We start from the raw sequence: 18,914 nt of genomic DNA, 5'->3' as shown, positions 1-18,914 counted from the left end.
TTTTGCTTCGCGATGCAAAGGCCCGCAGGGCCGGCGGAAAATAGCCGGGCGCGGCCATTGCCGGGTCGGTGCGCTTGCTGTCCGATCGCCCTCTAGAAGGCTGGGGGCGACCGCTTCCAGCGACACCGAACTTGAGCCGATCGGCATGAAGGCATCGGGACCGAACTCGCCGCCGCTATCCCCGCTTGCTCGCAGCTAAAGACAAGAAGCGGACGGCGTCCTCTGGAACGAGTTGCTCGCACAACGTTGCTCGAAATTCCACGGCGGCCATGGCGCGTAGATCATCGTTGAAATCGTCGAGCCTCGGCGACAAAGTGAGCGCTTCAATGCCTGCGGCCTCGGCGCGGGTCGTCAGGCTCGTCGCCGCGACTCTTCCGGCCGCATCCGCATCGCGAGCGATATAGAGCCGCCGCAGCGACGGCGGGAGGAGGATGCCGGCAAGGTGATTGGCCGAAAGGGCTGCCACCATCGGCATGGTCGGCAATACGCAGCGAAGCGACAGCATGGTCTCGATCCCCTCGCCCGCCACCAGGACGTCATCAAGCGTGCCAAAGCGCACTGCGTTGCCCAAGAGATTACCCAATGCGCGTCGCGGCGTATCGACGAGTGCCAAGCTGCGCCCCGAGGGATGAAGCCAGGTGCGGTGTACGCCTGTGATTTGCCCCTTGAGATCGGTCACTCGGGCAATCATCGCCGGGCCGACCTCGATCTGCGAGTCTTCGTTGGGCCGATAATAGCATCGCGCATGGAAACGGAGCGCGCCTTCGTCATGGACGGGTTCGATACCGCGTTCTCGCAAGTAAAGTTGGGCGATGGTCCGATCAATCGGCTGCGACTTGGCAAACAGGCGACGAGCGGCCTCCGCGGATCTGGCTCGGATCGCCCCGCGACCAGGAATCGATGTCGGTTGGGGATTGGGCCTCGGCATACCGAGAAATCGTCGCGCCTCTTTCGCCACATCACGAAAATGAACCAATCCGCAGCTTTGCCGAATGATGTCGAGAAGGTCACCATGCTCTCCGGTGGCGGCATCCGTCCACTTGCCTGCAAGTCCCTGGAGCGTTTCGTTCAACCGTACGAACAGGGATCGACCGGGAGTGTTTCTGCAGTCTCCCACCACCCAATAACGTCCTTGGCGTCGGCCATTGGACAGATAGTGTCGACAAACCGCCTCGGCATCACGCGACAGGCGATGCGCCAACTCGGAAGCATCAGGCAACCTTCTATCTTCGGAAATATCACCGGAGCGAAACGGCTTTGCTCTTTCGGAAGTCTCTGTCATCTGAGTTCACCACGACGAGCGACCGAGAGCCTCTCTCTCGGCCTCCAACCCGTCATGGCGTTTCTCGCGCGCCTCTTCCTCTCGTCCGTCAGCAGGGCCTCATGACGCCACCTCCTCATTCGCGCCGGCCTGGCTGGTCGATGGGACCGCCGTGATTTCAGGAAGGAAGCCGAGCAGATAGTCAGCGGCCTTGCTCGCCTGCGACGCTGCTCGCAGAATCGCGCGGTTATCCTCACGCAGAACCTCGAGCCACGAACCGATATAATCAGCGTGCCGCACGGTGGGCGCGATGCCAAGTGATGTGCAGCAGAATGCGGCACAGAGTTCGGCGATCAATTCCTCGAAAGCGTATCTCTTGGTGTCAAAGGAACCGCCAAGGTCGCGATCGAGGCGGGAAGCATGGCCGCTAGCGTGGCCAAGCTCATGGAGCGCCGTGCGGTGCCAGTTGATCGGCTCGAAAAAGGCCGCTGGCGGCGGCACCTGGACGTAGTCCTCCACCGGTGCATAGAACGCTCGAGTGCCTCCGATGCGAAAATCGATACCACTCGCTCTGATCAACGCCTCGACCGTCGGCTCGATCATGCCAGGTCGCCACGGCGGTGCCGTGGTCGCAATTTCCGCTGGGAGTACGCATTGATCGGTATTGAAGACGGTAAAGCGCTTCAGGAATGGAACAGCGTGCGCCTCCTCGCCGGTCTCGGACACACGGCGCTTTTCATCAGATGGTACGAAGCGATCGGCATAAACGACAGTAGTACCCTGCTCGCCTTTGCGCACATGGCCACCGATTGCAAGCGCCTGACGATAGGTCAGCCAGCGTTGGCTTGAAAATCGGCGCTCCCGGGCTGCACTCCAGAGTATTAGTATATTAACTCCGCTATAGGGACGATGTGACGCGGCATTCTCGGGCATGGCTAGCGGCGCCGTCCCAGCCCCAGCGTCCCAAGGCTGAACCCAGGGTACATGGCCGGCCTCCAGTTCGGCGATGATTCTGTTGGTAATTTCGTCATGCAGGCTCACCCGGTTCTGGCTGGCGCGCACCGAGGGATGATATTTGGACATCGTGGGCCTCCGCGACGGGCGCCGCGAGCCTCTCTCGCAACTTTCAACCCGTCACGGCCTCTAGCGGCCGCACTCTCCCTCTCTATGTTCGTTTTCGCGCTTGCGCGGCGCAGGTTGGTGTCTCCGGTGCCTCCATCGCGTCAGGGATGGAAGCCCGAAGGGTGAAAACCGGGCGAAGCCCGGGGTTTCAGCGCAGCCGACAGCCCGGCCCGAAAGGGCGACGCCCAGCCGGACCGACACAAGAGGATTCATCGTCAGTCAGTCTGCAGTACGTAGCGCTCGGTACTCATGCTCTGACCCACATTCCAATCTGTCCCCCGAGAAGGATCTCCTCGATTGGAGCAGCTACCGTCAGACGGTCCCGCCATTCCGACAAAGGAGCACTTGTTAAGAGGCCCAAACGTCGGATCAGCGATAGGACTTGTCGGAATTCGAACTGACAGCCCGCAAGAATCATATGCCTCTCAACGAGCGGATTATCCGCGCGCGCCGCCGAAATTTCTCTCGACGAATTGCCATCGAGCATTTTTCAGAACCTCAAGCAGGGCCTCAATGACTTGAGGCGCCGCTGAATACTGGCTCAATCGATGCCCGGCACCTTTTCGCACTCTAGGCCCGCCGATTACCGCACCAATTGTTGATGGCTCTTTTCCTCGCAGCCTTCTCGTGCTCCGAGAGAGCATCCATGTGACTGGAGGGCGGCATGCCAGAAGGCCACAAGGTAGCGGCGAATTTGACTTTGAATATCCGGTTTCGTGCTTTCCGAGGCGTTGCACGAATAAGGACCCTCTCCAGGGATGATGACGCCATTCTACTGAATTCGGCACCGAGATCGTTGCAGCATTGACGCGCGAGCTAACGCCTATGACATCCCGCTCCGCTCTTCCTGCTCGTTATCCACCCATCGGCGCCTGGCCTGCACTCATGCTCGCCGACATGGCCGCCGCCTATTTGGATCTCGCAAATAGCCATGAACTCGCGCGAGCCGTAGGCCGCGGCGAGGCGCCGCCTCCAATCGGCTATCGTGGAATTGGGCGGGCGCGGCAACCGGTCTGGTCAAGGGCCGCGATTGATGATTTTGCCGCGCCCCGTAGAACTACCAATTTGGACAGATCAGAAGGCGAGGATTTGGCCTCCCTGGCAAGACGTTAAGGTCGCGCTGCAATGAAGCTTCCGCGCTACTGCAGGCTAAAGTCATTGAAGAATGGTCGACGCGGATATTTCTTCGAGCCGCCAACCTGGGCTCGCAATGAAGGCTGCCCTGTCACAGCTGAAGCACTGGGAGAAGACTATGCAACCGCTCTCAACAGAACCAAGAATATTCTGCTGCCTGCCTTCGACAGCTGGCGTTCGGGCGGATTGACCGACATGGTCCCGGCGTCTCCCGTGCCTGGCACTTTTGATTGGCTTGTCGGCGTATTCAAAGCCAACCACCGATGGCGTGAAATCGATTTCAAGACCCAACGCTTATACGACCAAGGCCTGGCGCTATTCGCCAACCACGAATTGAACGACGGTAGCCGCGCGGGCTCGAAACAGATTGCTGATTTTTCCAAAGCATTTGTCGATGCGGTTTATGCAAATCTGCTCGTCGTTCAATACAACGACGCGGATGGAAACATCGTCAAGCGCGAACGTCGGCGTTTCGCAAACGCTGCCATGACCGCATGCAGGCGCGCCTGGTTCGTTGGTCAGCGCGCCCAGGAAACGAAAGTGCCAGCCATCAACCCATTCTCGCGGATGGGCTTAAAATCGCGGGCTCCTGGTCAGGCCGTGCGAGAGACGCCTACCGCGACCTGGGAAGAGCTTGTCGCCTTCAGGCAAGCCGCAAAGAGACTGGGGTACCACTCGATCGCAACTGCTGCATTGCTGACCTGGGAGTGGCTGCAGCGCGAGGAACATATATTCGGAGTCTTCGAAATCGAGCACTATCGACCGAAAGAACGCCCCAACAGCGTGAGGATTATGCACCCAAAGAATGGCGAAGAAGCCTGGTGGCCTTTGGTCGATGAGAACAGTGTGCTGCTCTTCCCCGAGTTGATGGCGGAGCTTGATGCTCTCAAAGACTCAGTCGCTTCAGGACTGGCGTTTCGCCGCGATCATGCTCATCGCAGGTCGCCTACTCCTCTGCCGTGGATCACCGAGCGCAAGGATCTGCGCTACCTTCGGCATGTCGTTAAAAAGATAATCATAGCAGCGGGACTTCGGAACGAGCTCTCATTTACGTCCTTTCGCCACGGCGGCTTCACCGAAGGCGCAGACAGCGATCTTACGGACGCTGAACTGCGTGCCGCCGGCCGCCATCGCTCGAGACTACAACTACCCACCTACGCCAAACGCACGCGGAAGCAATTGATCGTGGCCGCCAAGAAGCGCCGCGAGGAGCGAGCCAGGACGACCCTCTTGTCAGAAGGCGTGCTCGCTCCTCATTCTTCAATCGTTTCGAGCAATCGACACGCTTGATTTTCATAAGTCACGCCGGCGCGAGATACCGGGCGGAAGACCAGGATTAGGTTTCCACCTAACGCCCGGTCCATGTCGGCTTGCGCTTCTCGCCGAAGGCCTTGAGGCCTTCCTTGGCGTCCTCGGTCATCGCGAGCAGCGCGATCTGGCTTTCGGTGTAGGCGATGCTTTCATCGAACGACATCGAGGCGATCGCCCGCATCGCGTATTTGCCGCGACGGATCGCCGTCGGCGACTTGTCGGCGATGCGGCCGATCAGCCAATCGACCTTGGCGTCGAGCTCGGCCGCCGGCACAACGTAGTTGAGAAGACCCGCAGCCTTGGCCGTCGCGGCGTCGAACGGCTCGCCGGTCAGCGCCCATTCGTTGACGAGGCGGGCGGGCGCGATCGACTGCAGCAGGCTCAGCACCTGCATCGGAAACACGCCGACCTTCACCTCAGGCAGACCGAAGATCACGCCATCGCCGGCGACCGCCATGTCGGTCATGCACAACAGTCCCATGCCGCCGGCCATGCAGACGCCGCCGACCCGCGCGATCGCAGGCTTGGTCGCGTTCTGCGACAGCCGCAACAGGTCGGCATAATCGACATTAGGGCGCGAGAAATCCATCGAGAACGCCGCGCCGCTGTTCTGCAGATCGGCGCCGGCGCAGAACGCCTTGTCACCCGCGCCGGTCAGCACGATGACGCGGACGTCCTTGTCGTCATGCGCCTCGCGATAGCCCTTGGCGATACCCGCGATCACAGCGGCATTGAGCGCGTTGCGCTTGTCCGGGCGGTTGATGGTGATCCAGAACGCCTGCCCGCGCTTTTCGAGAAGAACGCTGTTGTCGGTCATGTTTCCTGCCTGTTTTTCTTGGCCAATGTGCCGGTGTCAGCCGACATTTGCGGCAGGATCGGCGCCGACTGCAAGCAGGATTTATGCGCCGGTCGATGCCTTCCGGACCCAGACCTTGTTGTCGTGGAACGCGGCGCCGCCGAGCGGCGCGACGGCCTCCGCCCCGGTCAGCATGTTGATGCCACGCCCGCCGATATGGGACTTGTTCGGATGGATCGACTCGGCGATCAGCACGCCGCGGCGAACGCCGTCGAACAGTTTCGCGGTCAGCGTGGTCTCGCCGCGCGTGTTGCCGAGCGTCACCGCGTCGCCATCGGCGATCAAGAGATCAGCCGCATCGTCGGGATGGATCATCACGGTCGGCGCGCCCTCGCGGGCCTGCGACGACGGCGTTTCGTTGAAGCTGGTGTTGAGGAAGCTGCGGGACGGCGAGGTCGCAAGCCGGAACGGATGCTGCGCATCCGCCTCCTCAATGATGGTCCAGTGGTCGGGCAGCGAGGGCATCTTGTCCCACGCCCCCATCAGCCCGCCGGTGCCAACGGGCACCTTGCCCCAATCGACCTTGAAGTGGAACTTCTTGTCGGCATGAGCGAAGCCGTCGAGATAATGCGAGGTGTGGAAATCAGGCTGCAGGTCGCGCCAGATATCGGCCTCCAGCGCCTCGATCGTGCCGTGGCCGCTCTTCTTCAACGTCGCATCGATCAGCTGGCGCGGCGTCATGTCGAAGCCGGGATGCACGGCATTGAGCCGGCGGCCCAGCCCCTGCATCACCTCATGATTGGAACGGCACTCGCCGGGCGGATCGATCAGCTTCGGGCCGACCGAGATGTGCTGATGACCGCCGCCGTAATAGAGGTCGTCGTGCTCCATAAACATCGTTGCCGGCAGCACGATATCGGCCATCTGCGCCGTCTCGGTCATGAACTGCTCGTGCACCGCGACGAACAGATCCTCGCGGGCAAAGCCCCGGCGCACCAGCGCCTGCTCGGGCGCCACCGTCATTGGGTTGGTGTTCTGGATCAGCATTGCCTTGACCGGGCCGCCGCCGCGCAGCGCTTCGGGATCGCCGGTGAGGATGCGGCCGATCTTGGACTGATCGAGCACCCGCGTCGAGGGATCGATCGCGTCGTGGCCTTCGATGATCGACTCGTCGAAACGCCAGATTGCGGCGTTGTTGAAGAACGCGCCGCCGCCCTCATATTGCCAGGCACCGGTGACCGCGGGGATGCACGAGGCAGCGTGCATCTGGGCGGCACCGTTGCGGCTGCGGGTGAAGCCGTAGCCAAGACGGAAGAACGAGCGCTTGGTCTGTCCGACCAGCCGCGCGAACGCCTCGATCTCGTCGACCGGCACGCCCGAGATCGCTGAAGCCCATTCCGGCGTGCGCGTCTTCAGATGCGCCTCCAACTCGTCCGGGCAGTCGGTATAGCGCGCAAGATAATCGCGATCGGCAAATCCCTCGCGGAACAGCACATGCATCACAGCGCAGGCGAACGCGCCGTCCGTCCCCGGCCGCAGCAGGATCTTGATGTCGGCTTGCTTCATGGTCTCGTTGTTGTAGACGTCGACCGCCGCGATCTTCGCGCCGCGCTCCTTGCGCGCGCGGGATGCATGCGTCATCACATTGACCTGGGTGTTCACCGGATTGGTGCCCCAGATCACGACGAGGTCGGAGACGCCCATCTCGCGCGGATCGACGCCGGCGATCTTGCCGGTCCCGGCGGCAAAGCCGATGCGCGCGATGGTTGCGCAGATCGTGCCGTAGAAGCGCGAATACTTCTTCACATGCGACAGACGGTTGAGGCCGTCGCGCATCACGAGCCCCATGGTGCCGGCGTAGTAATAGGGCCAGACCGACTCGGCGCCGAACTCCCGCTCGGCCGCATCGAACCGCGCCGCGATCTCATCCAGCGCCTCGTCCCAGGCGATCCGCGCGAACTGGCCCGAGCCCTTCGGGCCGGTCCGGCGCAGCGGATACATCAGCCGTTCGGCATGATGAATCCGCTCGGCATAACGCGCGACCTTGGCGCAGACCACGCCGGCCGTATAGGTCTGCTGTTTGGAGCCCCTGACGCGACCGATCGAGCGTCCCTCGATCACCTCGACGTCGAGCGCACATGCCGACGGGCAGTCGTGCGGACAGGTGGAATGGCGGATGTCGACCTTGGCATGCTGGTTCATGGCCAAATTGGTAACATCAAATGCCGCCTCCGCCGAGGGGCATTATTGACCCAGCCGGCGCGAAATCTGCTCACGTGCCATGCGACAGGCGCCGGGACGGGCAGCTATTGGCCTGAGCCGTCCCATCAGACGCGGAAGATGCGGGTGTAGTGCGATTTGATCGATTCCCCTTCCCGCTCTACCGCCACCGGATCGTCCTTCATCGTCTTGATGTCCTTTAGCGGCCTGCGTCCAGCCTTCTCCTTGGCCTGTGCATGGACGGACCTGAGGCCGCCGATCTCGACATTGAGCTGCTGGCCCTCACGCCCGAGCGCGAAGGACTGGAACAGCCTGGCGGCATTCGGATGCGGAGCGTCCTTGAAGATCCCGTTCGGGCCGACGATGATCGGCGACCCCTCGGTGGCATAGACCGGCTCGACCGGGCGGCCGGCCTCCTTCATCTGAAAGATGTTGTATTCGTTGCCGTCGGCCATCACAGCACGCTCGCCGAGATCGAGCTTCTTGGGTGGATCCGTCGAGGATTGCACCTGCATGATGTTCTGCTTGGCGAGTTGCTCGAAAAAGCTCCAGCCGAGATCGCGCTGCATCTGATAGGTCGCGGTCATGATGGTGCCGCTATAGCCGGGATGCGCCTTCACGATTTTGCCCTTCCATTTCGGATCGAGCAGATCGGCAAAGCTCGTGGGCGCCTCCTCGGCCTTCACGAGATTGGTGTTGTAGGCAATGATCGAAAGCCAGACCCGGAAGCTTGCGAATTGCCCGTCCGCGTCGCGATGCTCCTCGGGATAGTATTTTGCGACCTCCTCCGGAACATAGGGCGCGAGAATGCCGTCGCGCTTCCACACGATGAAATGCGCGGCGTCGGACGAGTTGACGACGTCGACGGCATGAATGTTGCTGGAATATTCCTGGCCGACCCGCTGGAACACGCGCTCCGCGCCGGTGCGTTCGACGCGCACCGTGATATCGGGATATTTCGCTTCGAACGCCCTCGCCAGCTTCTCCGCGACCGGCAGATCGGTGGAGGTGTAATAGACGACCTGTCCCTCTTTCTTCGCTGCCTCGATCAGCGTCGGCGTCACCGGTTCCGCCGGTGGCGCGGCGGCCGTCACGCGCGTTGAAAGGGCGGCCCCGGTGAGCATGGCGCCCGAGCCCTTCAGCATGTCGCGGCGCGATAGCCCAGGATGTTTCCTCATATGATTCCCCGCACGCGATGGCGAAGTTGTACACCGTCCTCCCGCTCTTATTCCAATGCGCGAAAACGGAGTCTGTCGTCGACAGAGGCTTCAGGTTGCAGCTAGACTTCTGATCAAGAAACAAGACTAAAGTTGGGGGATTCAGTCAATGGCAAGCCTGCGATACGCCTTGGTGTTTGTCGCGGCGTTGCTGACCGTGTCCATGTCAGGCTCATATGCTGACGCCGAAGACTATCCCGCGCGGCCGGTCAGGATCATCGTTCCCTTCGGTCCCGGCGGTCCGGCCGACGTCGTCGCGCGACAGATCGGCGGCATCTTGCAGGAAAGCCTCGGCCAGCCCTTCGTGGTGGAGAACCGCACCGGCGCCGGCGGCGTGATCGGCACCCTCGAGGTCGCCAAGGCGCCGGCCGACGGCTACACCCTCCTGATGATGTCGAACACCCAGACTGCGAACGAATCGCTGGTGCCGCAGCGCAAATATGCGCTGATGCGCGACCTGACGCCGATCGCGTCGTTGAATACCTCGGATCTCGTGATCGTGGTCCACCCCGCCGTGCAGGCAAAGACCTTGCAGGAGTTCATCGCCCTCGCAAAGGCGCAGCCCGGACAGCTGAACTATGCCTCGTCAGGTCAGGGTACGCCGTATCACATGGCGGGCGAGCTGTTCAAAGCCATGGCCGGCATCGACGTCGTGCACGTGCCCTACCGCAACAGCGGCGAAGCCCGCGGCGGCGTCATCGGCGGCCAGGTCCAGATGATGATCGATGCCGTTCCGGCGATGGCGCCGAATGTCGCCGAAAATCAGGTGCGCGCGCTCGCAACGACCGGCAAGATTCGTTCGACGGTGCTGCCCAACGTTCCGACGGTGACCGAGGCGGGCGTGTCCGGCTATGAGGCAACGATCTGGCTCGGCCTGATGGCCCCGGCGGACACGCCGACGCCGATCATCGACAAGCTCAACGCGGCAGTGAACGCCGCAATCAAGCGGCCAGAGGTCGAGAAGCTCTGGGCCGCGCAGGGCGCGGCGCCGATGACCATGACGCCGGCGGCGTTCGACGCATTCCTGCGCGCCGATATCGTGAAGTGGGCAGACGTCGTCAAGAGATTGGACAAGCCCCAATAGGCACGCACCGGCGAGTCCGCGAGTGAAGGAACAGTGCGCATGAAGACGTTGAACATCCTGAGCGGCGGGGCGGCGCTGGGCCTGGTGCGCAGCCTCGCGCCAGCGTTTGAAGCTGAGACCGGGCTCAGCATTGCCGGCGATTTTGGCGCGGTCGGCGCCATGGCCGACAAGTTACGCACTGGCGCTGCAACCGACATTGTCATCCTGACCGCCGCTCTGATCGCGAAGCTGGCCGACGAAGGGCTGGTTTTGCGCAGCTCGATCACGGACATCGGCCGGGTTGAAACCGCCCTCGCCGTCCGGGCCGGCGATCCGTCGGTCACCGCCGACGACGCGGCCAGCCTGCGCGCGGCATTGCTCGCGGCGGACGCGATCTTCGTGCCCGATACGAAGGTGTCGACGGCCGGAATTCATGTCGGCAGGGTGCTCGCGCAGCTGGACATCGCTGATGTCGTCGCGGACCGCCTGAAGATCTTTCCAAACGGTACGACGGCCATGCGACATCTGGCCGAATCCGGAGATCGGCGGCCGATCGGCTGTACGCAATCGACCGAGATCATCAGCACCAAGGGCATCGTGCTGTCGGGCAGCCTGCCGCCGGAGTGCGGGCTCGCGACGATGTATACGGCGGCCATTCCGACACAGGCATCGTCGGCGTCGCAGGCGCAACGCCTGATCGCATTGCTGACGTCGCCGGAAACATCTGCGCTACGCAGCCAGACTGGCTTTGTTTCTGGCCTGACGTCGTAGATGAGCCCAGACCACCTAAAGTGCGATGAAATATGTTCAAGCGTTATCGCTAGGTCGACAGAATGCATCAGCACGATGCATCGCTTATGGATGCATAAGAGGACCTGCAAATTCGCTGCAATCACATTCTTAAGAAGAATTGCGTCGTCGACATCCAGAGGTAATTGTCGTGTCGTTGCCAACCTGGTTCTCGGTCGGAAGCGATCCAAGGGAAGAGATTGCTGAATTGACGAACGTCGAGCTTGTCGATCCCCAGCGCGAAGTTCGTGATCGTGTGCTGCACAGGCACGGACGCGTTCGGCGCGAACAAGAACTGATCCTGCCCCGCGCCTGCCCGTGAGCGCTCCGCTCTTGCTGAAGCGCCACATGAAAGCAGTCTTCGGGTCACCCTGCACGCTGCTCGCGTTGATACAGTAGTCATTGGTTGCAGAGCGATAGCCAACGAATCCCAGATGGATCCTATTTGCGGCCGCCGCAGCCCCCACAACAAGAGCGCGAAGCCGCAACGACCACTGTCCGGTCATCGGCCTCAAGTACGGATGCTGCCGATTGGATTCGACTAACCATAATTAAAGACCGAAACCAACGGGCGCCGACGGCTGCGGAGCGCGAAGCAAACAAAGCATTCAAAACTGTCAGGCCGACGGAAGCCATGACGGATTACGCCAAAGCGCAAAAAGCGATCCACGATAATCGGGAGCGCCTAAAAGCCGAACGGCTGGCGCGGGAGGCCGAAGCGGCCAACTGCACCAAAGGAGGTTGAGCGTCCCATGTGGACGATCACGGACGACCAAAGTTTGTGGCGGGTGATATGGCCCTGCACTTTCGCCGAGTCGATACTGAACTGGAGATATGGATCGCAAGCAGCGGCGACTGTTCATTCGTCATCAGCAACGAGAGTGTCAAACGCCATCCGGAACTGCCCCCCTTTGCGTCATGAAGAACTGCCCCCACCGTCTGGATTATGATCTCGGTTGAAGGTTGTTTCCGACGTTAATGGGCCGGAGGGAGGCGGAGCCGACCGGAGCCGTCACCGTCGGGCGGCGGCTTGATGAGGCCGCTCATGCGCTTGGCGCGGAGACGATAGCTGTCGCCGCGGATCGTCAGCACGTGGCTGTGGTGCAGGAGTCGATCGAGGATGGCGACCACGGGATCGGCGAACACGGTGCCCCATTCGGCAACGCTGCGGTTCGACGTGATTAGCATGGCGCCGGTTTCGTAGCGGCGGCAAGGACGACGCGATCGGTGGGCTAGGAACATGGCCGCGTCTCCGGAGTTGCCATTGGCGTGAATAAATAAGGGAGGGAAGCGAGATGGGACGAGGCGTTTTGCTTTGGCTTTTGGGCGTGCCAATTCCTGTGATCATCCTGCTGTGGTTGTTTTCTGGGCACTGACTACGGCGTAATTGCCGAGCGACGTACACCAACGCGGTCTGCCGGCGCAGCTAATTAGGATCCATTTCGGGCGGCACGTCGAGCGATCGAATGATCGAGCCCTGCCTTTCAAGGCCGTGCAATTAAATCAAGATCGGATAGGCACATCCCGTCGTGCTATCGCTGCGCCTAGCCGGACATTGTGGGAGCGCCGATAATCTTTGCAGAGAACAATGTGCGAGTTGCGCCTGTTTGTCGCATTTTGCCGAGCGTGATTTTGGTCGGATCGTCCTTCATACGCGTGATTTCACCGCTCGCTGCGCCCCGCGATCCCGCAAGCGTTAGCGCAAGGATGGCAGCTTGGCGCACAAGACGTCGGTCAAAACCCATCATTGCACTCGCACCGGCGATGCGGGCCAATAAGATTTCAGCCATCGCCTATCCGTCAAAACATGGCGGCTGGAAGAGCGGGAGCTTCTGCATGCCTCCGCCGCAGTAATCCGTTTGGAAGATGAACCATGGCACCCACGCCGGCTGCGCGTATTTTAAACTTGGCAGTGTTGTCGTAATTTCATGCCAATGCCATGCCGATCAACCGAAAGCTGCTGGAAATCCCGCCCGAGGTCGCACACCGGTTCGCCGCGGACATGAAGGGTTATCACGCAGAACAGGACAACATCTAACGCGATCGGGTCGCGGTCGGCACGAAGCATATGCTGCTGGGGCAGATGCCGTGGGGCACCAAGCTGCGGGTTGACCGAGGTCAAGGATTATTTGAGTTGATGCGATGAAAACTGTCTGGATCTACACGGACACGGCCAAGAAAATCGGCGACGAGGACCACATCAAGGTCTTCGCTTCGATCGAGGCCGCCGAGAAATGGTTCGAGGAAAACGCCCCCGAGGGCGTGGCATTTGAGTACGCTGTCCTGGAGTGAAAATGGCAAAGGCCTTGCTGCTCTCATTGCAATTGCCGCATTGGCTGATAATCGCAGGGGCCGCGCTGATAGCGGTCGGCCTGATTGGCCTTGTGATTAGCCGCCGGCGCCGGACCAATGTCCAGGACGAAGCAACCACAGAGCCAAGTTCCGAGCCACGCCCCCAACTGTCACCGCTGCCGGATCTTCTTAACTCACGACCACGAAAGGATCGGCGTGAGATCTAAGGGTCGCACGAGCGAAAAAGATGGAGGTGTGGCAGGATCACTGGCTTGTAGCTAGCCACCGTCGGCGCATAGTCAACAAATGATCGAGCAGCGACCAGCTTTCATGGCTTGCAAAAATCCCGGCCCCGGCTGGAGGATCGACATTCTGTGGCCCGATGGCGAAACGGAAGTCATCAAGGGTTTTACTACTGAGCACGACGCCGCGAAGTGGATTTCAGAGCACTCGAAGACGTGGCAAGAAATCCCTGACCAACCGCGCTAGAGCGGTTCGCTGGCGTCCACTCATCGCGACGTCTAGCGGCTTCTCAGCGTGCGACGGCCCGATTGATCGAGGCACGCCCTGACGTCCGTCATTTCGCGTCGCCGCTTTGGCTTCAAAAGAGCGGACCCTGCTTTTGCGTCGGAATGAAGCCTCGTCCGCGTCGGTAGAGGTTTCTCGCTCGGACCTCCCTCCCCTATTGAGCAAGCCGGCGTTCGCGCGCTCGGCGGCGCATCCGTCCACGGATCGCGACCTTAACGTTAAACCGAAAAACGATGAGCGCGCCCAGCGTGGCAGTCTCTGAGATATTTCATTCTCTCTTCGTCAAAAGCCAATTTCAAAGTTCAGCGATTTGAATCGATGATCCTGGAATTCGGTATCGTGACCACGATCGTGGGATCTATGCTCGCCTTGTATGCAAGCCGGCGTCGTTCGATCATCCTGGAGGCGTGCGCAGGCGTGCTGCTGATTGCTGGCCTTAGCTGCCTTGGCGCGGGGCTCCCGCGTGTTTGACCGCTTCGCAGACTGGAGCGCGCCGCGCTCAAACCGTCTGATATGCCTTCGTGGCCTGGGCCCGAGCGCTAGATGCTCTGGGAATTCCGATGGAGCTATTTCTTTGACGCAGGACCATATTTCGCAATCCGGACAACTGGCGAGCGTCGCAGCTCTGACGCCGAAGGCGGTTGACTTGCTAAATCTTCAAAAGAGGATTTCCGCTGTCCGGTTCGGTTAGGATCGCGGTGTCACTCGATGGCTGCGAGGCGGATACCTTCGACGAGAAGCACATAACCGTCAGGCCGCATCCACGGTCGCTTTTCCGGCCAGCGCTCTAGCTGCTCCAGCGACTGGGCGCGCCTCGTCAAACGCCCAAGATAAGCGGCGCGGCAATGCATTGGAAGGTAACTACATAACCCGGATGCAGGCGAGCAGCTTGGCGCATTGCCTGCAGCGCAGGCCCGTGGAAGGAACTGCAAGAGCCCACGCCAGATCAACCAAAGCCACATCAGCAGATCGTGCGGGCTGGCACGGATCGCCTGCTACAATCTTTCGAGTGCTCTCTCTCGATATCCGCCGCCCCTCAGCAACCTCTATTACTTTCCGCGCGTGGAACAAAAACATCGGCAGGAGGAACGGGCCTCAGCGAGGATACCGAGCTTGCCGCTTTCCCCGGATTCCTACGGACGCGTTAACCACTTGCTGTTCGCAGCCTAAGCAACTCGTTAACAGGGAGGTGCGATTATGCGGTCTTTGAGCGGAGAAATAGTGAAATGCCCAAGGGCATGGTCAAGCTGTTTAAGGAAGACAAAGGCTTCGGATTCATAAAGCCGGATACCGGTGGGGAAGATATCTTCTTCCATGTCACGTCCCTTCTGCCTGGAGTAACACCTAGGCCAGGTGATCGTGTTACTTTCGAACTCGGGGTTGATCGAAGAACCGGACGTAGCCGGGCCGACAAGGTTATGATGGGCTAAGACCCTCACTCCAATGCGAACAACCGATCTGCGCAAAAATCGAAAGTCTCTACCAAAATTTGCCGCACCCATTTCACGACTCGGGGATGCGCACCCTTCTCTCCCATGAGTGCGCATGGGCAGCCCCGCCCGCACAAGACCTTGATTTCATTTCGGATAACACGCCCCTAAAAACGCAAGATTTGGCAGTTCGGACCACATCAAGCTGACGATCGGCTGTCCTCCGAACGCGCAATGAGGCCGCGCCAGCGAAGTCGCGCGGTGAGCCCGTCAAGAGGGACGGGTTTGAAGTTCGGTCACTCAGCGCCGCTCGAATCGTGACTGATCACGAGTTCATAACCCGGCAGGGTCTGCCGGCTGACGACATGGCGCAGGTCGTACGCAAACTGTTTGAGCAGCGAGAGCAGCCATTCTTCGTCGGCGACTGCTATTCCTGGCGGCTGGGTGGACCGGTCGTGGCCGAGACATTTCCGCAGTTCGCGCAGAAGCCGGTCGAGGTGAAGCAGAGTTCGTGAGCCGCTAGCGCTCGCGCCAGGCGCGCATCAGCTGATCGGAGAACGGCTTGAAGAGGTAAGACATCACTGTGCGCTGCCCGGTCTGAATAAAGGCTTCGACTGGCATGCCCGCGATCAGCTTCACGTCGCCGAGGCGGGCCATCTCCGCCTCCGTCACCGCAATGCGGGTGACATAGAAACTGGTTCCAGTCTTTTGGTCGTTCGTGACATCAGCGGACACGTGGTTCACTTCACCGTTGAGCTGCGGCGTGGTCCGCTGGTTGAAGGCGGTGAAGCGCAGCAGCACCGGCTGGCCGACCGATACGCGATCGATCTCATGCGGGGCGATGCGCACTTCGACGACCAGCAGGTCGTGGGCGGGGACGATCAGCATGATCGGCTCGCCGGCGGTGACGACGCCGCCTATCGTGTGCAGCGCGAGCTGCTGCACGGTGCCATCCTGCGGCGCCCGGATATCGATGCGCTTGAGCTGATCGTCGGCGGCCACCCGCTTCTCGACCAGTTCCGAGGTCTTCGCGCGAATCTCGGCAAGCTCCTTTCCCACCTCGGTGCGGAGATCCTGATCGACCTGAATGATTTGCAGCGCGGTCTCGGTGATCCGGCCCCTCGCTTCGGCGATGGAGGCGACCAGAGCGCCGCGTTCGCCGTGCAGGCGCACCGCATCGCGCTCAAGTGTGGTCACGCGCGTGATCTGGACCAGGTTCTTGCGCCACAGATCGCGCACGCCGACGAGCTCCTGGTCGACAAACCTCGTCTCGCCGTCTTTCGCGGCGATCTGCTCTTCCAAACCGCCGATCTGCTCTCGCAATTGGCCGATGCGCTCGTTGAGCTGGGCCTTCTTGCCTGCTCGGGCGGTGCCGCGGAGCTCGAACAGCTTGTGCTCGCCGACGAGCACGCGCGCCACATCCGTGTCGGAGATACGCGCGATAAGGTCCGCCGGAAAGTCGACGCGCTTTTGGTCGTCGCGCTCCGCCTCGAGCCGGGCCTGGCGCGCCGCTAGCTCGTCGAGGCTCTTGAGAATGACCAGAAGGTTGGCCCGCGTCACCGTCTCGTCGAGGCGCAGCAGCACGTCTCCAGCCTTCACCCTCGAGCCCTCTCGGACATTGAGTTCGCCCACCACGCCGCCAGTCGGGTGCTGCACCTTCTTGCTGTAGCTGTCGACCACCAGCGTACCTGCGCCGATGACGGCGCCCGCGAGTTCCGTCGTGGCAGCCCAGCCGCCGACGGCGCCGGCGAGAAGGATGACACCCACCAGTCCCGCGCCGAGGTGCCGGCGGATCGAGAGCGGCACGACGTTGACCGGCTCGCGGTTCATGGGCTCGCTCCCTCGCTCACGACCTTGAGCGGTACCGGAGCCGGCCGCGGCTGCATCATCTTGGCCAGCAGCGCATCCTTCGGCCCGAGCGCCTGCACACGTCCCTGCGACATCACCATCAACTGGTCGACGCCGGAAAGCGCGCTGGTTCGGTGCGCGACGACGATGACAATGCCGCCGCGTGCGCGCACGCCCATGATGGCTTGCGTCAGGGCCTGGTCGCCCTCCATGTCCAGGTTGGAGTTGGGCTCATCGAGAACCACCAGGAACGGATCGCGGTATAGCGCACGGGCGAGCGCGATGCGCTGGCGCTGCCCGGCCGAGAGCGCCGCTCCAGCCTCGCCGATCTGCGTGTCGTAGCCATCAGGCAGTTGCAGGATTGTTTCATGCACACCGGCCGCTGTCGCGGCGGCGATGGTCGCCGGCACGTCGGGTTCGGGATCAAATCGGGCGATGTTCTGGGCCACCGTGCCGGCGAACAGCTCGACATCCTGTGGCAGATAGCCGATGTGCCTGCCGAGTGCTTCCGAATTCCATTGTTCGAGGGCGGCACCGTCGAGCCGCACCTTGCCGCTTGCCGGTATCCACACACCGACGATGGCGCGCACCAGCGATGATTTACCCGACGCACTCGGGCCGACAATCCCTAGCCCTTGTCCGGGCTTTAGCGTGAAGGAAACCTCGAGCACCACCGCGCGCCGATCGCCCGGCGGCGCCACGGAGATGGTCTCGACCGCGAGGCCCTTGCACGGCGGCGGCAGCGGAGTCTTCTCCGACTCGTCCGGGAGCTGCGCCCAGTATTGCTGCAGACGTTTCCAGCTCTGCCGGGCGGCGACCAGGCTTTTCCAGTGCGCGATGGCGAGCTCGACCGGAGCGAGCGCGCGCGACGTGAGGATGGCGCCGGCAATGATGATCCCGCCACTCGCCTCCTGTCGGATGACCAGATAGCCACCGACGCCGAGCACCGCCGATTGCAAGGCCATGCGCAGCACCTTGGAGGCGGAGCCGAAGCCGCCGGCGATGTCGGCGGCGCGCCTCTGGCTGGCCATGTAACCGTCGTTGGCCGCCGCCCAACGCGCGGCGAGGCGCCCACGCATGCCCATGGCGTGCAACACCTCGGCATTGCGGCGGCTGGCCTCGGCCAGGGCATTGCGCTGTGCTACCCGCCCGGTGATGTCCCTGGCGTGCGCACGCGTCAGCCGATCGGTGACTAGCGTCAGCAAAACGAGCAGCAGCGCGCCGATCAACGCGGTGAGCCCCAGCAGCGGGTGGAACAGGTAACAGATTGTGAGATAGAACGGGATCCACGGCAGGTCGAACAACGCGGTCGGCCCGAGCCCCGAGAGATAGCTGCGGACCTGATCGAGGTCGCGCATCGGCTGCAGCCCGTCGCCGCTGATGCGCGCCCGCAGCGGCCAGCGGGCAACAATGTCATAAGCCCGCTCCGAGAATGCGCGATCGAGCCAGTCGCCGATGCGGATCAGGATGCGCCCGCGCAAGATGTCAAGGAATGCATGGAAGAGGTAGAGGCCGCAGGCCAGGACGACGAGGCCCACGAGCGTCGGCACGCTGTGGCTCGGCACCACGCGGTCATAGACTTCCAGCATGAAGAATGAACTGGTGAGATATAGCACGTTCAGCATGGCCGTGATCAAGCCGATGCCGATCAGCACGCCGCGGCAGGCCCGGAGCAGCGACGGAAGATCGTGTGCGGTCGGTGACCCGTCGTGATCGCCGGCGGGAGCAGGCCGCGCGCGCCCCCGCCGCCTTCGCGCCAGCCGGAGAAGGATGATTGCCGCCACGATAGGCAGCGCCGCGCGGAGCATGAAATCGCGCGGCCCGTCGAGAGCCGGGCCGAACCAGGCTTGCGCGTTGGCGGCGACTTGAGACCAGCACTCCGAGAGAATGTCCAACACGCGTA

The 18,914-nt window shown here is 61.8% G+C and carries 16 protein-coding genes and 1 pseudogene; 8 read left to right on the top strand and 9 right to left on the bottom strand.

From position 1 onward, the window contains the following. Nucleotides 1–175: 175 nt before the first annotated feature. Both J2R80_RS21530 and J2R80_RS21525 read right to left on the bottom strand, forming a co-directional pair. Entirely contained in the window at nt 176–1,282 is a 1,107-nt protein-coding gene (locus J2R80_RS21530) for a toprim domain-containing protein (protein ID WP_375162600.1), read from the bottom strand. 99 nt (nt 1,283–1,381) lie between these two features. Further along, complete coding sequence (locus tag J2R80_RS21525; RefSeq protein ID WP_253639350.1) at nt 1,382–2,344, bottom strand: ArdC family protein; 963 nt, start codon at nt 2,342–2,344, stop codon at nt 1,382–1,384. A gap of 1,164 nt (nt 2,345–3,508) precedes the next feature. Between J2R80_RS21525 and J2R80_RS21520 the strand changes: the two genes are divergently transcribed. After that, a complete protein-coding gene (locus tag J2R80_RS21520) occupies nt 3,509–4,807 on the top strand; it encodes a hypothetical protein (protein ID WP_253639349.1) in 1,299 nt (432 codons plus the stop codon). Nucleotides 4,808–4,865: 58 nt separating this feature from the next. On the opposite strand, the gene J2R80_RS21515 is transcribed toward J2R80_RS21520, so the two are convergent. From J2R80_RS21515 to J2R80_RS21505, 3 genes are all read right to left on the bottom strand, one after another. After that, the gene (locus tag J2R80_RS21515; RefSeq protein WP_253639348.1) at nt 4,866–5,645 is read right to left on the bottom strand and encodes an enoyl-CoA hydratase/isomerase family protein; all 780 of its coding nucleotides are present in this window, start codon (nt 5,643–5,645) and stop codon (nt 4,866–4,868) included. An 81-nt stretch (nt 5,646–5,726) separates the two neighbouring features. Beyond that, complete coding sequence (locus tag J2R80_RS21510) at nt 5,727–7,826, bottom strand: molybdopterin oxidoreductase family protein (RefSeq protein ID WP_253639347.1); 2,100 nt, start codon at nt 7,824–7,826, stop codon at nt 5,727–5,729. A 125-nt stretch (nt 7,827–7,951) separates the two neighbouring features. Continuing rightward, a complete protein-coding gene (locus tag J2R80_RS21505; RefSeq protein WP_253639346.1) occupies nt 7,952–9,022 on the bottom strand; it encodes an ABC transporter substrate-binding protein in 1,071 nt (356 codons plus the stop codon). Between the two features lie 202 nt (nt 9,023–9,224). Here J2R80_RS21505 and J2R80_RS21500 point away from each other — a divergent pair, with 202 nt between their 5' ends. From J2R80_RS21500 to J2R80_RS43750, 4 genes are all read left to right on the top strand, one after another. Then, the gene (locus tag J2R80_RS21500; RefSeq protein WP_375162657.1) at nt 9,225–10,145 is read left to right on the top strand and encodes a tripartite tricarboxylate transporter substrate binding protein; all 921 of its coding nucleotides are present in this window, start codon (nt 9,225–9,227) and stop codon (nt 10,143–10,145) included. Between the two features lie 39 nt (nt 10,146–10,184). Beyond that, complete coding sequence (locus J2R80_RS21495; RefSeq protein ID WP_253639344.1) at nt 10,185–10,895, top strand: substrate-binding domain-containing protein; 711 nt, start codon at nt 10,185–10,187, stop codon at nt 10,893–10,895. Nucleotides 10,896–11,064: 169 nt separating this feature from the next. Beyond that, a complete protein-coding gene (locus J2R80_RS21490) occupies nt 11,065–11,235 on the top strand; it encodes a hypothetical protein (protein WP_253589765.1) in 171 nt (56 codons plus the stop codon). A 225-nt stretch (nt 11,236–11,460) separates the two neighbouring features. After that, the gene (locus J2R80_RS43750; protein ID WP_253641004.1) at nt 11,461–11,658 is read left to right on the top strand and encodes a hypothetical protein; all 198 of its coding nucleotides are present in this window, start codon (nt 11,461–11,463) and stop codon (nt 11,656–11,658) included. Nucleotides 11,659–11,857: 199 nt separating this feature from the next. On the opposite strand, the pseudogene J2R80_RS21480 reads toward J2R80_RS43750, so the two are convergent. Both J2R80_RS21480 and J2R80_RS21475 read right to left on the bottom strand, forming a co-directional pair. Continuing rightward, nucleotides 11,858–12,122, bottom strand: a pseudogene (locus J2R80_RS21480) (ATP-binding protein); the annotation flags it as partial. Between the two features lie 335 nt (nt 12,123–12,457). Then, nucleotides 12,458–12,703, bottom strand: a complete 246-nt coding sequence (locus tag J2R80_RS21475; RefSeq protein ID WP_141341745.1) for a hypothetical protein — start codon at nt 12,701–12,703, stop codon at nt 12,458–12,460. 352 nt (nt 12,704–13,055) lie between these two features. On the opposite strand from J2R80_RS21475, the gene J2R80_RS21470 reads away from it, so the two are divergent. The 3 genes from J2R80_RS21470 to J2R80_RS21460 all read left to right on the top strand — a co-directional run bounded on the left by J2R80_RS21470 (nt 13,056) and on the right by J2R80_RS21460 (nt 15,678). Beyond that, complete coding sequence (locus J2R80_RS21470; protein WP_168856000.1) at nt 13,056–13,205, top strand: hypothetical protein; 150 nt, start codon at nt 13,056–13,058, stop codon at nt 13,203–13,205. A 1,754-nt stretch (nt 13,206–14,959) separates the two neighbouring features. After that, on the top strand, nt 14,960–15,163 hold the full coding sequence (locus J2R80_RS21465) for a cold-shock protein (protein WP_038383590.1): 204 nt from the start codon (nt 14,960–14,962) through the stop codon (nt 15,161–15,163). A 365-nt stretch (nt 15,164–15,528) separates the two neighbouring features. After that, nucleotides 15,529–15,678, top strand: a complete 150-nt coding sequence (locus tag J2R80_RS21460; RefSeq protein ID WP_253589764.1) for a hypothetical protein — start codon at nt 15,529–15,531, stop codon at nt 15,676–15,678. Between the two features lie 4 nt (nt 15,679–15,682). Here the strand turns inward: J2R80_RS21460 and J2R80_RS21455 are convergent, their stop codons facing one another. Beyond that, nucleotides 15,683–16,993, bottom strand: coding sequence for an HlyD family type I secretion periplasmic adaptor subunit (locus tag J2R80_RS21455; protein WP_141341773.1), 1,311 nt, complete (start codon nt 16,991–16,993; stop codon nt 15,683–15,685). Beyond that, nucleotides 16,990–18,906 carry a type I secretion system permease/ATPase gene (locus J2R80_RS21450; protein ID WP_253641003.1) on the bottom strand — a complete coding sequence of 639 codons (1,917 nt, stop codon included), beginning with the start codon at nt 18,904–18,906 and terminating at the stop codon, nt 16,990–16,992. Before J2R80_RS21450 ends, J2R80_RS21455 begins: the two co-directional genes overlap by 4 nt. Nucleotides 18,907–18,914: the final 8 nt, after the last annotated feature.

The sequence above is a fragment of the Bradyrhizobium sp. USDA 4541 genome, from assembly GCF_024171085.1.
Classification (GTDB): domain Bacteria; phylum Pseudomonadota; class Alphaproteobacteria; order Rhizobiales; family Xanthobacteraceae; genus Bradyrhizobium; species Bradyrhizobium australafricanum.
This window is presented reverse-complemented; position numbering and strand designations above follow the sequence as displayed.

Bases quoted from the DNA above. Each gene is read 5' to 3' on its own strand.
- J2R80_RS21520 (WP_253639349.1), top strand. From the start codon at position 3,509: ATGAAGCTTCCGCGCTACTGCAGGCTAAAGTCATTGAAGAATGGTCGA.
- J2R80_RS21455 (WP_141341773.1), bottom strand. From the start codon at position 16,993: ATGAACCGCGAGCCGGTCAACGTCGTGCCGCTCTCGATCCGCCGGCAC.
- J2R80_RS21465 (WP_038383590.1), top strand. From the start codon at position 14,960: ATGCCCAAGGGCATGGTCAAGCTGTTTAAGGAAGACAAAGGCTTCGGA.
- J2R80_RS21475 (WP_141341745.1), bottom strand. From the start codon at position 12,703: ATGGCTGAAATCTTATTGGCCCGCATCGCCGGTGCGAGTGCAATGATG.
- J2R80_RS21460 (WP_253589764.1), top strand. From the start codon at position 15,529: ATGGCGCAGGTCGTACGCAAACTGTTTGAGCAGCGAGAGCAGCCATTC.
- J2R80_RS21470 (WP_168856000.1), top strand. From the start codon at position 13,056: ATGAAAACTGTCTGGATCTACACGGACACGGCCAAGAAAATCGGCGAC.
- J2R80_RS21500 (WP_375162657.1), top strand. From the start codon at position 9,225: ATGTCAGGCTCATATGCTGACGCCGAAGACTATCCCGCGCGGCCGGTC.
- J2R80_RS21505 (WP_253639346.1), bottom strand. From the start codon at position 9,022: ATGAGGAAACATCCTGGGCTATCGCGCCGCGACATGCTGAAGGGCTCG.
- J2R80_RS21515 (WP_253639348.1), bottom strand. From the start codon at position 5,645: ATGACCGACAACAGCGTTCTTCTCGAAAAGCGCGGGCAGGCGTTCTGG.
- J2R80_RS21510 (WP_253639347.1), bottom strand. From the start codon at position 7,826: ATGAACCAGCATGCCAAGGTCGACATCCGCCATTCCACCTGTCCGCAC.
- J2R80_RS21495 (WP_253639344.1), top strand. From the start codon at position 10,185: ATGAAGACGTTGAACATCCTGAGCGGCGGGGCGGCGCTGGGCCTGGTG.
- J2R80_RS21525 (WP_253639350.1), bottom strand. From the start codon at position 2,344: ATGTCCAAATATCATCCCTCGGTGCGCGCCAGCCAGAACCGGGTGAGC.
- J2R80_RS21530 (WP_375162600.1), bottom strand. From the start codon at position 1,282: ATGACAGAGACTTCCGAAAGAGCAAAGCCGTTTCGCTCCGGTGATATT.